Genomic DNA, 11,149 nt, shown 5'->3' with positions numbered 1-11,149 from the left:
TAATAAATAACGGGCATTGTGAAGAGAGGGAACAAATAGAACTTCTTTAAAGCCATTTGAAAAATAAGAAAGAAGGCAATAAGTGCTGCAAGCTGGATGGAATACAGGATTGTCTCCATAAATGGAAGTTGATGAATCAGAGTATAAGAGATGGCTGCTAATAAAGAAATAGAATAAAGGATAAGCATGAGGAAATTTTTCTTCTTTAAATCCTGCAGTTTTAAATCTTCAATGGTCATTTTATGTCGCCCCTGTTCGATAAATTAATCTGTTCTACTATTTTATCGACATTTGTCGCAATAATTTTAGAGTTTAAAGAGGAAATGTTATAAAAAGCTCTTTGAATTTAAACTGTTACTTTAAAAAGATATGATTGGATGGTTTTCATTTGTTAAAAATAGTAAATCGCTGAAATGAGTAATTTGTCCTTCAATATTCTCTTCATCATCCGATATAAAAGGTAAGAATAAAAGTATAGGGTGAATTCTATGGATAAAACATCGTTAATTGGAGTCATATTAGGAGTTTTTGCAGTTGGTGTCGGAATGGTTCTAAAGGGAGTGCCTGTAGACAAACTGATGAATCTTCCGGCTATTTTAATAATTATTTTCGGAACAATTGGTGCAGTGACCATTGCTTTCCCTACTTCCGAAATTAAGAGGGTTCCTAAATTGTTTGGGGTTTTATTCAAGGAAAATACACTGCAGGAACCTAAAGAACTTATTACAATGTTTTCAGAATGGGCTGACCTTGCAAGAAGAGAAGGTTTGCTGGCATTGGAAGCAAAAACAAGTGGAATTGAAGATCCATTTTTGAAAAATGGGATGGGGCTTGCGGTTGATGGTCAGAATGCTGATTACATACGTGATGTCCTTAACGAGGAAATCGATGCAATGGAGGAAAGGCATCAAGCCGGTGCTCTGATCTTCACTCAGGCAGGAACGTATGCTCCAACCCTTGGGGTACTCGGAGCGGTGGTTGGTTTGATTGCTGCTCTGGGTTATATGGAGGATATTTCGAAATTGGGAGAGGCCATCTCAGCAGCATTCGTGGCTACTCTTCTGGGAATCTTCACCGGGTATGTCCTTTGGCATCCATTTGCCAATAAGCTAAAGCGCAAGTCAAAGCAGGAAGTTAAAATAAAAGTGATGATGATAGAGGGCGTTCTGTCAATCATTGAAGGAGAGGCTCCTAGAGTGATTGAGCAGAAGCTGGCATCCTATTTGCCGGCGAGCGAGAGGAAACGAATCATGGAAGAGGAAGTGGTCAAGGATGACACGGCGGCGTAAAAAACATCATCATGAAGAGCATGTTGATGAATCATGGCTCATTCCTTATGCTGACGTACTTACACTACTATTAGCACTCTTCATTGTACTGTTTGCATCAAGCAGTGTGGATGCACAGAAATTTCAGGCGATGTCTAAAGCCTTCAATGAAATATTCGTAGGAGGTACAGGTGTGATGGAATATCCTACACCCGTACCAGAAACAGATGCCGGGGATAGAAACAAAAACGAAGAGCAGAATTCTTTAACGGTAGATGAACTCGAAGCAGCCAAGAAAAGAGAGATGCAAGAATTAAAAAAGCTGCAGGACAGGGTGAACGGATATATTGCTGCAAATGAACTTCAGACCCAATTTGCAACAGAATTGACTTCTGAAGGGCTCCTGCTGACCATCCGTGATAATGTCCTCTTCCAGTCGGGTTCAGCTGTAGTCGGAGCGAAGGATGAAGGTATAGCGAAGGAGTTATCGGGACTGCTGGAAATGGATACACCGAGAAGCGTCATTATCAGCGGCCATACAGACAATGTTCCAATCAGCACCGCGAATTATGAATCAAACTGGGAACTCAGTGTTATGAGGGCTGTTAATTTCATGAAGATCATATTGAAAAATCAAAACCTCGACCCCCGCTGGTTCAGCGCAAAAGGCTTCGGCGAATTCAAACCGATGGCCAGTAATGACACAAGTGAAGGTAGAGCCAAAAACAGAAGAGTGGAAGTTTTGATTCTGCCTAGGATCATGTAATAGAATTAAAATGAAGCCATAAAAAAGCACCTGCAAAAATTGCGGGTGCTTTTTCTGTTGGAGCTAGCTGCAGTCAGGCAATTGAAGTTTAGGAGTGAAGTGGAATGGGTAATAACTATTAGAATTTTCACAGGGGGTTAGTAGATTGGAAGGATTTTTAGATGTGGTAGGAGCGGTCTCTACATGGCTATGGGGGCCACCGGTAATCATCCTATTAACAGGTACGGGTCTTTACTTGACCTTATTATTAAAGTTTGTGCAATTCCGTTATCCCATTTACATATTTCAGCAAACGTTGGGAAGTGTTTTCAAGAAACCTAAAGGTGAAGGGACCGTCACGCCGCTTCAGGCTCTGACATCGGCGCTGTCAGCAACAATCGGGGCAGCGAACATCGTAGGAGTTCCGGCCGCCATCATGTTTGGCGGACCTGGCGCACTATTCTGGATGTGGGTCATCGCTTTGATGGGAATGGCACTCAAGTTCTCTGAAAGTGTACTTGCGGTAAGGTACCGTGAAAAAAATGAAAAAGGCGAATTTGTCGGCGGTCCGATGTATTATATGAAAAACGGCCTGAACATGAAATGGCTTGGTGTATGGTTTGCCTTCGCCTTAATGATTGAATTGATACCAAGCATCATGGTGCAAGGAAATGCTGTTGCCTCCACTGTAGAAGAATCGCTTGAAATTGACGGCATGGTGACGGGAATAGCCATAGCGCTGGTTGTATCTTTGATTGTTTTTGGGGGAATCAAAAGGATTGGAAAAGTAACAGAGATGGTTGTTCCGTTCATGGCGATTATTTATGTCGGGGCCTGTCTGGTTATTTTATTCATGAATCTGGAAAAACTTCCAAACGTATTGAATCTTGTATTTACCCATGCTTTCCAACCTATGTCCGCAATGGGCGGTTTTGCCGGAGCAGCTGTCGCTGAAACGATTAGATGGGGCTTTGCAAGAGGATTGTATTCCAATGAAGCTGGTCTCGGAACAGCTCCGATTGCACATGCGGCAGCTACGACCGACCACCCTGTCAGGCAGGGGCTGTGGTCCATCATCGGTATTGTGATCGATACATTGATTGTTTGTACGGCAACCGGATTCGTCGTTATTTCATCAGGTGTTTGGACAGCAGAAGGAGCACTTGATAATCCGTCTGCATTAACAACACAAGCATTTGACAGCTATCTTGGAAGTACGGGAAGCTTTATCGTCACCAGTTCACTGATCTTTTTTGTTTTATCAACGATAGTGGTCATCATTTTTTATGGTGCCAAACAAGCAGAGTTTCTGTTTGGTTTAAAAGCCGCAATGATGATTAAATTTGTTTATATTGCAGCCATCATCCTTGGATCTGTCGGAGCCGCCAAAGTCATTTGGCAGTTCCTTGACCTGGCGCTTGTCGCGATACTGATACCTAACATTTTAGCGGTATTGCTGTTAAGTAAAGAAGTAAAAAGGCTGACACAGGAATTCTTCACCTCCGACAAATATTATCTAAAAGATACAGGAAAAAGATAAAGTCGAAAAAGCCGGCAATGCACCTCGCATCAGCCGGCTTTTTTGGTTTATCTACAGAAAACGCATTAATAAGGCAAGAAGTCGTCACATATCCTTATTTTCCGGGAAATAATTCAACCTTTTAAGTCGGGTTATGGCACATCGATTTGTTTCAAAAGAGAGAAAAAAGGATAAATATCGGTAAAAAGGCGGTGATTATTTGAGAACGGATGTGTTTATATCAGGAGGAGGTATCGGGGGACTGACTCTCGCGCTTAAACTTGCAAAATGCGGTATTGATGTAACCGTGATTGAACGTCTTCCCGGTCCAACGCCTGTATATAAAGGCGAACTGCTCCAGCCCAAGAGTCTGCAAATATTTGACGAGTTGGGTTTATTAGAAAAGATAAAAGAGAATGGACATGTGATTGACGAATTAAATCTCGTAGAAATAGATAAAGAGTCAGGCAAAGCAAATGAGTCGAATATGAAATACGATGTGGTGCCTGGCGAATATTCATATTCCTTGATGATTCATCATGAGAAATTAAAGGAGATTATCAGGGAAGCAGCCATGACTTCTCCTTCTTTTCATTACAGGTCCAACAGCAGTTGCAAAGGTTTTTCTGATGGAAAGGCCATAGTGGAAGATAGAAAAGAAAAAGAGGAAGAACTCTTTGAAGGGGCGTTTTATATAGGTGCTGAAGGCAGGGCATCGGTGACCCGTCAGGAAATGGGGATAGAGAAAGAAGAGAATGAATACAATCATCATTTCCTTACCGTTACCTTCCCGCGGCCTCCTTCTTTTACAGAAGGAAAAATCATTTCTACTTATGACCGCTTCTTAGGCTTATTTCCTTTGCCGAATAACGAAGTGCGGTCAGTATACTTGATCCCTGCGGGTGAGTACAAGGAGATCAGGAAAAAGCCAATTGAACATTTTCATGAGATGTATGTTGAGTTATGTCCGGAAATGGAAGGGTATGTAAACCAGATTGAAAGCTGGAAGACCATTCAGCTGATGGTACCGGTGGCTTATCATACCGACCGCTATATAAAGGGAAATAAAGCATTAATCGGTGACGCGGTACACACTGTCCATCCAATGGCAGGTGAAGGGATGAACATGGCCATTCAGGATGGTGATGTATTAGGTGAACTTCTATGCGATATGTACTCTCAAAATAAGCTGAAAGAAGAAAACTTGAAGTGGTTCCCGCATGTTCGAAGGCAAAGAGTTGCCAATCAAATGAAGCTTAGCCATCTCTCGGCACTGGCTTACTCGTATCCGTACAGATCGGTAGGGAAACTGAGAACAAGAAGCCTGATGCGGATTGAGCAGGATCCTGTTCTTCATTTTAAGCAGATGCTCAATGTCTCAGGGCTGGGCATGTGGCAGGACACGCTGAAAGACAGGTTGATACAAGGAGGCTTGCTTCCAAAACGGAGTACCCCCCTAACAGAAGAAGAAAAAGCAGCAAAGCTGTTTACACAAAGAGAAGACTATCCGTGGAAATGGAAGGAGCAATTAGTATGATAAGAGAGTATATAAGGGTGTGGCGGGCAAGGGGCTGGATGAAGAAGAATATGCCTTTTCTGATCAGCTGGCATGCTTATGTCGGGTATGAACTTGATTTGTTTAAATCGTTCAAGAAACCTGTAACCATTAAAGAGGTTGCAGCAGATAGGAAGCTTGAATATGACCTGCTTAAACAATGGGTAGAAGTAGGAGTCATCCTTAAACATTTTAAAAAGACATCTGGGGAGAGAGTCAAAACGATAAAAAAGTGGAAGCTCCCAAAATCAAAATCCAATCGATTTTCTTCAGGCGTCATCCTGAAAGAAATGATGGAACTTCATATTCCCGCATTGCTGGCCTACCCGGATCTTCTTAGGAACCAAAGCAAACAGCACTTTGATTCCGAGGTTCACGGTCCCACAGTGGCGAAAACTTCAACCTTATTGGAGCAGCTCGCTTACCCTAAAGTAGAGAAAGTAATGAAGAAATATAAAGTTGATTCTGTCTTGGATGTCGGCTGTGGAGAAGCAGGCTATCTGCGTAAACTCGCAAAGAAGTTCCCTGATAAAAAAATGGTCGGAGTGGAAGTGAATGAGGAAGTTGCCAGAAATGCGAGAGGTGTTATCGAGGAACACAGTAACATTGAAATCCTGAACAAAGATATCAATGAATATCAGCCTGAAGAGCAATTCAAGCTGGTAATGGCAAACAACCTGCTTCACTATATCGAGCCGGAAGAGAGGACTGGCTTTTTTCAAAATGCAGCACAATGGATTAAGAAAGATGGGGCGCTCTCCATTATCACCCCCCTCCATAAGCCGAAGCATGGGAAAGAATTCTCCAGTGCGTTTAACAGCTTCTTCATGACCTTTGATAATCTCTATCCGGTGCCAACTGAAAAAGAATTAAAGAGCTTTGCCAAAAAATCAGGGTTAAAAATGACCTCTATAGATCCGATTGTCAAAGAAGGCGGCTGGTATATTGCCGTTTTTAAAAAATGATTTTCTCTAATTTCGTTGTAGGGTGTGATTGAGCGTTTAAGTACCCCAAAAATTTAAATGAGCATCAGGTGTTCGAAGCTTTAGTATTTTCCAATATTTTGATGTGTTCGTCAGGTTTTTGATAATGAGGAGCGGGAATAGTTGAAATGTAGAAAAAATGTTAATTAAAGGAGAGGTTACACTTGGCTAAGATTGCATGCTTAGTAACAGATATGTTTGAAGATGTAGAGTATACTAAACCTGCAGATGCATTTAAAGAAGAAGGGCACACTGTCGTCACCATTGAGAAAGAGTCAGGAAAGACTGTAGAAGGTAAGCAAGGAGAGGCAAAAGTAACTATCGATAAAGGTATTGATAATGTAAATCCGGACGAGTTCGATGCTTTATTCCTTCCAGGAGGATTTTCCCCGGATCAGCTGCGTGCTGATGAACGATTCGTTCAATTCACCAAAAGCTTTATGGATAGTGAAAAGCCGGTAATGGCGATTTGCCATGGTCCCCAGCTTCTATTGACAGCCAAAACATTAGATGGCAAGGATGCAACCGGATTTAAATCAATTAAAGTTGATATGGAATATGCGGGTGCAACCTATAAAGATCAAGAAGTAGTGGTTTTCAAGGATCAGCTTGTGACAAGCCGTAACCCAGACGACATCCCGGCATTTGTCCGTGAGTCACTGAAACTGTTAAAGAACGTATCCTAAATGGATAGCATGAAAAAGGACCGCCGATTGGGTGGTCCTTTTTCATGGTGAGTTTTGGGAGCTCGGGAGTCGGTTTTCGGGGAGAAGGCCTTTGGGGGGAGTCCAAATGCGAATCAATCCCAGGGTGAAAGTGTCTCTAGAAGGGCTCTAGAGACAGAAAGCGAGTCAATTTTAGGTTGAAAGTGTCTCTAGAAGGGCTCTAGAGACAGAAAGGGAGTCAATTTTAGAGTGAGAGTGTCTCTAGGAGGGTTCTAGAGACAGAAAGCGAGTAAATCCCAGAGAGAAAGTGCCTTTAGGAGGACGCTAGATTCCAACAGTCCAACAATACCCATGAAAAAGTGCCTCAAGAAGGTAAAACCAATCCTTCCAGAGGCACCACACTTTTGTTACTGTTTTCTCAAATTGCCGAGCTCTTCAACAATCGCCTGCATTTCGCTGGGGCTGAATCTATCTTTGCGCTCAACCATGTCGTAGATATCTCTTAGTTCTTCGTACATTTCGCCGTCGAAATGAGATGGTTTGATGGCGCCAACGTTGACAACCCTTAGTTTTTCCTTGATTTTCTCAATCATAAATTCTACGTTTTCTGTTGATTTTTGTGAAAGATCCATGGTTTCATCCATCCTTTTATGCTTTGGTCATTAGTAATATCTTTTCATTATTGCGAAGGGATGTCAACATGAACTGCTTGGGAATAGGAGTCACAGCCTATTGATATGTTTGAGTAATGAAATTATGGATAAATAATAGTATAAATCGAACTTATCTCTTAGAGTGTTGAACTAATGTTGTGTGCTCCGCCTGAATTGATCGCAGGAAACCAAGTTTACGCGCCCGGATTAGACTCGAAGTAAAGGCAGGATGAACACGCTAAAGAGCTTGCCGGCCATTGAAATCTCACCGGAAATTCAAAAGCCCTTTTAACAAAGCTTTCAAGAAATAAAGGGAAACAGGCAGCAGGAAAAGAAGTAGGATAAAGATAGATTATTGGTGTCTTCATGTTTGTACCAAATGAAGGTAACGTTATATGATTAAAGAAAAGAAACAGGTGCAAGATAACAACATTAATGTATCGGAGGATGAACATGGGAACGAAGAGATTTATTAAAGGGTTGGTTTTCGGGGCAATGGCTGGTGGATTTATTACGCTGTTGAATAAAGAAACGAGAGAAGATGTAATGGATAGTACGAAAAAGGGCGGCGAGTTCATCAGCCGTTATGCACGTGATCCTCAACTGCTGGTGGAATCCACTAAAGAGGTGTATGAAAAAGTGAGAGAAACCGCACAGCAAATTGGAGAGGACATGGAATTCATCAATCAAAAAGTTGAAGAAATCAAAGAACTCTCTCCTCAAGTTAAGGATTTAATAGAAGATGCGAAAGAAACACTTCATTCTTCTTCTGAATCCTATAAAGAGGTTTTTACTGAAGAGGATCATCAATCCAACAACTCAAGAGTGGAGTAATAAAGCAGAATAAGAGGTGAAAGGATGACGAAGAGGAGTAAAGATGGAGGAATAAAGGGTTTTGGTAAGAAGTTATTTCAGAAAATATCCGATGGAGATGTGACAGGGTTGGCAGCTCAGCTGGCATACTTTTTCCTGCTCTCGCTTTTTCCATTATTGATTTTTTTGGTTACCTTGCTTCCTTACCTGCCTTTTTCACAGCAAGATATCCTAAGTGTTATCAATGATTTTGCACCAGGCGAAACGATGCAGATGATTCAATCAACGATTAACGAAGTGATGTCAAACCGCAATACCGGTTTATTATCATTCAGTATCATCGCCACCATCTGGTCCGCATCCAACGGGATGAATGCGATTGTGAAATCATTAAATGATGCCTATGAAGTGGAAGAGTCCAGGTCTTATATTGTCACAAGGCTAATGTCAATTGTATTGACAATTGCCATGATTTTTGTTTTCATTATTGCCTTGCTGCTTCCTGTATTCGGAAAGCAAATAGGATTATTCCTGTTTTCTCAGTTCGGTTTCTCAGATCAGTTTCTGACTATATGGGGAGCCATAAGATGGGCGATTTCGCCGATTATTTTATTCATTGTGTTCGTGGGTCTTTACTTCATTGCCCCAAGTAAGAAAATCAAATGTTTAAGTGCCGTCCCCGGGGCTGTTTTTGCAGCATTGGGATGGGTAGGTGCATCTTTGGCCTTTTCTTATTACGTAAGTAACTTTGGAAACTATTCAGCTACGTACGGAAGCATCGGGGGGATTATCGTCCTGATGATCTGGTTCTATCTTACAGGCATTATCATCATGATTGGTGGACACATCAATGCGATTATGAATGTGAAGAACTCATCCGAGTGCTAAAAAAACCCATCAAAAAGAGTTTACCGATTATTACCGGTAAACTCTTTTTTTAGTTTGAACAGACTATTTAAAGGGGGCTATATTAAAAGCCTTAAACATTTAAGGAGGAATGAACCATGACCAAACATACGAAGAAAGATGGCGGCACTAAACAAAACAGCAAGCATAAACCAAAGCACAAAACATCCGGATCTGCTAACGGACAAAACGGCTATCACTAGGAACGAAAAAGGGTTTCCAAATGGAAACCCTTTTTTATCAGGAACGCAGCAAGCGCAATCCGTTCAGGATGACGAGTATGGTGCTTCCTTCATGACCGATGACTCCAAGCGGCAGATCTAGAACCTGCAGGAAATTTGAGGCTATTAATACGAAGATGACTGTCAGTGAGAAGATGATGTTTTGTTTGACGATTCTCTGCATCTTTTTAGAAAGGCGCACAGCTTCGGCAAGACGTGTTAAGTCATTTTTCATGAGGACGATATCCGCTGTTTCCAAGGCCACATCTGTCCCTTCCCCCATGGCCACCCCTACATTGGCGGTTGCTAACGCTGGAGCGTCATTTATTCCGTCGCCTACCATGGCAACCGTTCCATATTGATTCATCAACTTTTTCAGTTCTTCTACTTTGGTTTCTGGAAGGCATTCCGCGATATAATCATCCACCTGTGCTTCGCGGGCGATGGCTTTTGCGGTGTTTTCACTGTCCCCTGTCAGCATGACAGTGCGAATTCCTTCTTTTCGCAATAATTCTAACGCTTGTTCGGTTTCGTCCCGGATAACATCTTTTAACGCAATCAATGCAGCAATTCCCTCGTTATTTGCTATGAAAACCGTTGTCTTCCCTTCGGCAGCCAATTGTCGTGACTTACCGCCTGCAAAATTGCTGGCTGCTTCGATGCCGACAAATTCTGCTTTTCCGATTTTCCACTCCGTTCCATCGACAACAGCTTTCACGCCCCATCCTGAAACATCCTCCAGAGATTGTGGATCGTTCAAATGTACATCGGGATACAAAGTTTTGACATGCTGCACAATTGCTTGGGCAAGCGGATGGGTAGACTGCTTTTCAATGGCAGCGGTTATACCCAGTACTTCACTTTCAGAAAGTGCCTGGTCTGTGATGATATCAGTCACTTTCGGTTTTCCTCTCGTCAGCGTTCCTGTTTTATCAAAAGCGACTACCTGCAGGTTACTGAGACTTTCCAGGTGCATACCACCTTTGAATAATATGCCGTTCCTTGCCCCGTTTGATATGGCTGACAAGGTTGCCGGCATGATGGAGGCTACGAGTGCACAAGGTGAGGCAACAACCAGAAGGACCATCGCTCTGTAGAAAGTCTCGGTCCAGCTCCATCCAAGTAGGAAGTGGGGCAAAAACATCATGAGTAGAACTACGACAAGGACAACTTTTACATAACTACCTTCAAATTTTTCAATAAAGAGCTGTGAAGGTGACTTCTCGCTTTGAGCCGAATGAACGAGATCAATGATTTTTTGAAAGAGGGTTTCATTGCTGTGCTTGATGATTTCGACCGTGATGGCTCCATTCAGGTTTACAGTGCCGGCAAACACTTCACTTTCCACTGTCTTGCTGACAGGCAATGATTCACCTGAAATCGCTGCTTCATCAATGGTGGTGGCGCCCTTAATGATGAGTCCGTCGGATGGGACCCTCTCACCCGGCTTAATAAGTATATGATCACCTATAGAAAGTTCGGAAACATGTACCTTTTCTTCTGTTCCATCCATTACCCTTAACGCCTCTTCAGGCTGGAGATCCATAAGGGAAGAAATTTCCCGTTGGCTTTTATTCAGCGTATAAGTCTCCAGTGCGCCGCTTATGGCAAAAATGAAAATCAGGATGGCACCTTCAGTCCAGTAGCCAATAACCGCAGAGCCGATTGCTGCGAAAACCATCAGCATTTCTACATTTAACTCTCGATCGGCAATGGTTTCTTCAATGCCTTCCTTTGCTTTAGCAAATCCGCCGATGACAAAAGCCAGCAGATAGAAGACGATTGATAGTGAAGAGGAGTCATCCGCCGTCAGCCAGCCCA

At 42.5% G+C, this 11,149-nt stretch carries 11 protein-coding genes; 8 read left to right on the top strand and 3 right to left on the bottom strand.

Annotated features, from left to right (window positions below; genetic code table 11):
- Positions 1-239, bottom strand: a 239-nt coding sequence (locus BSG1_RS17195) for a hypothetical protein (protein WP_006838454.1), incomplete at its 3' end; no start/stop codon positions are given.
- Positions 240-488: 249 nt separating this feature from the next.
- Here BSG1_RS17195 and motA point away from each other — a divergent pair.
- The 6 genes from motA (at position 489) to BSG1_RS17165 (ending at position 6,756) form a co-directional block, all read left to right on the top strand.
- Positions 489-1,289: a flagellar motor stator protein MotA gene (motA, locus tag BSG1_RS17190; protein ID WP_006838453.1), complete on the top strand. Its 801-nt coding sequence runs from the start codon at positions 489-491 to the stop codon at positions 1,287-1,289.
- Complete coding sequence (gene motB, locus BSG1_RS17185) at positions 1,273-2,034, top strand: flagellar motor protein MotB (RefSeq protein ID WP_006838452.1); 762 nt, start codon at positions 1,273-1,275, stop codon at positions 2,032-2,034. Before motA ends, motB begins: the two co-directional genes overlap by 17 nt.
- A 145-nt stretch (positions 2,035-2,179) precedes the next feature.
- Entirely contained in the window at positions 2,180-3,553 is a 1,374-nt protein-coding gene (locus BSG1_RS17180) for an alanine/glycine:cation symporter family protein (RefSeq protein WP_006838451.1), read from the top strand.
- Between the two features lie 199 nt (positions 3,554-3,752).
- A complete protein-coding gene (locus tag BSG1_RS17175) occupies positions 3,753-5,069 on the top strand; it encodes an FAD-dependent oxidoreductase (protein ID WP_006838450.1) in 1,317 nt (438 codons plus the stop codon).
- Positions 5,066-6,052 (top strand): class I SAM-dependent methyltransferase, encoded by a 987-nt coding sequence (locus tag BSG1_RS17170; RefSeq protein WP_044023093.1) that lies wholly within the window; start codon positions 5,066-5,068, stop codon positions 6,050-6,052. Before BSG1_RS17175 ends, BSG1_RS17170 begins: the two co-directional genes overlap by 4 nt.
- A gap of 182 nt (positions 6,053-6,234) precedes the next feature.
- A complete protein-coding gene (locus tag BSG1_RS17165) occupies positions 6,235-6,756 on the top strand; it encodes a type 1 glutamine amidotransferase domain-containing protein (RefSeq protein WP_044023092.1) in 522 nt (173 codons plus the stop codon).
- Between the two features lie 386 nt (positions 6,757-7,142).
- On the opposite strand, the gene BSG1_RS17160 is transcribed toward BSG1_RS17165, so the two are convergent.
- Positions 7,143-7,367, bottom strand: a complete 225-nt coding sequence (locus tag BSG1_RS17160) for a DUF1128 domain-containing protein (protein WP_006838447.1) — start codon at positions 7,365-7,367, stop codon at positions 7,143-7,145.
- A gap of 474 nt (positions 7,368-7,841) precedes the next feature.
- Between BSG1_RS17160 and BSG1_RS17155 the strand changes: the two genes are divergently transcribed.
- Together BSG1_RS17155 and BSG1_RS17150 are read left to right on the top strand one after the other, a co-directional pair.
- Positions 7,842-8,222, top strand: coding sequence for a YtxH domain-containing protein (locus BSG1_RS17155; protein WP_006838445.1), 381 nt, complete (start codon positions 7,842-7,844; stop codon positions 8,220-8,222).
- Positions 8,223-8,246: 24 nt separating this feature from the next.
- Entirely contained in the window at positions 8,247-9,089 is an 843-nt protein-coding gene (locus BSG1_RS17150; protein ID WP_006838444.1) for a YihY/virulence factor BrkB family protein, read from the top strand.
- A 258-nt stretch (positions 9,090-9,347) separates the two neighbouring features.
- Here the strand turns inward: BSG1_RS17150 and BSG1_RS17145 are convergent.
- On the bottom strand, positions 9,348-11,149 hold a 1,802-nt coding region (locus tag BSG1_RS17145; protein ID WP_006838443.1), incomplete at its 5' end, for a heavy metal translocating P-type ATPase.

Origin of the sequence: Bacillus sp. SG-1 (genome assembly GCF_000181495.1) — a bacterium.
Taxonomy (GTDB): Bacteria; Bacillota; Bacilli; order Bacillales; family Bacillaceae_B; genus Rossellomorea.
Note: the sequence above shows the minus strand (reverse complement) of the source record. Positions and strands in the feature narration are given on the sequence as shown.

What these genes read in the sequence shown, in the direction of transcription:
- BSG1_RS17155 (WP_006838445.1), top strand. Translation starts at nt 7,842, where the DNA reads ATGGGAACGAAGAGATTTATTAAAGGGTTGGTTTTCGGGGCAATGGCT.
- BSG1_RS17160 (WP_006838447.1), bottom strand. Translation starts at nt 7,367, where the DNA reads ATGGATCTTTCACAAAAATCAACAGAAAACGTAGAATTTATGATTGAG.
- motA (WP_006838453.1), top strand. Translation starts at nt 489, where the DNA reads ATGGATAAAACATCGTTAATTGGAGTCATATTAGGAGTTTTTGCAGTT.
- motB (WP_006838452.1), top strand. Translation starts at nt 1,273, where the DNA reads ATGACACGGCGGCGTAAAAAACATCATCATGAAGAGCATGTTGATGAA.
- BSG1_RS17170 (WP_044023093.1), top strand. Translation starts at nt 5,066, where the DNA reads ATGATAAGAGAGTATATAAGGGTGTGGCGGGCAAGGGGCTGGATGAAG.
- BSG1_RS17150 (WP_006838444.1), top strand. Translation starts at nt 8,247, where the DNA reads ATGACGAAGAGGAGTAAAGATGGAGGAATAAAGGGTTTTGGTAAGAAG.